The sequence below is a fragment of the Psychrobacter immobilis genome (assembly GCF_904846235.1).
Taxonomy (GTDB): Bacteria; Pseudomonadota; Gammaproteobacteria; order Pseudomonadales; family Moraxellaceae; genus Psychrobacter; species Psychrobacter immobilis_C.
In genome coordinates this window covers 1-803 of sequence record NZ_CAJGZN010000059.1, presented here as the reverse complement: position 1 = coordinate 803, position 803 = coordinate 1, and the positions used below count along the sequence as shown (strand labels likewise).

Below are 803 nucleotides of genomic sequence, written 5' to 3'. Positions count from 1 at the left end.
GGTGGTGTATCAAAAAGTATGCTGAAGAAATAAAGGAGGGTGACAGTCAAAGCAAGATGATATATTTGAGGTTATGAAGACACAAATAGATATCAGCTGCCCCGACTGTCACAGTCCCAGTTTAAAGAAAAATGGCATAAAAAGCTATGGCAAGCAGAACTACCAATGCAAGGACTGCAAACGACAATTTATTGGTGACCATGCCTTAACGTATCATGGCTGTCACTCTAGAATAGAAGACATCATACGGCTAATGACGGTTAGAGGTTGTGGTGTTAGAGACATAGCCGTTATAGCCAAGGTTAGCATTGGTAAAATACTTGGCACCATAGGCTCATCTGTTTATAAGATTGTACCTAAGAAGCGCTACTATGAACGCTTAGAGGTTGATGAGTTTTGGACTTACGTATATCGCAAGAAACGTAAAGTGTGGCTTATTTATGCTTATGACCGGGCTACTAATGAGATTGTCGCTTATGTCTGGGGCAAACGTGACCTAAAAACGGCTAAGAAGTTAAGAGCACGTTTAAAGCAGCTTACAGTCAGCTATGGCTCTATCAGTATGGACAACTGGGACAGTTTTATAACCGCCTTTAAAAGTGATAACAAACGAATTGGTAAACAGCATACGATAGGGATTGAAGGCAATAACTGTCGTCTTAGACACCGATTGCGTCGGGCGGTTAGAAAGACTTGTTGCTTCTCAAAAAAGCTTGATAATCACTTTAAAGTATTCGATCTGGTGTTCTTTTATATCAATTATGGCTACGTCTGATGCCAGCATACTTTTTAGAACACCACCA

At 40.5% G+C, this 803-nt stretch carries 1 protein-coding gene; it reads left to right on the top strand.

Going from position 1 to position 803, the window contains the following annotated elements:
- The first annotated feature begins 73 nt into the window (after window positions 1–73).
- Window positions 74–775: an IS1 family transposase gene (locus JMX07_RS13515; RefSeq protein ID WP_201608435.1), complete on the top strand. Its 702-nt coding sequence runs from the start codon at window positions 74–76 to the stop codon at window positions 773–775.
- The last annotated feature ends 28 nt before the right edge of the window (window positions 776–803 follow it).

Excerpts from the sequence above, each read along its gene's own strand:
- JMX07_RS13515 (WP_201608435.1), top strand. The coding sequence starts at position 74 with ATGAAGACACAAATAGATATCAGCTGCCCCGACTGTCACAGTCCCAGT.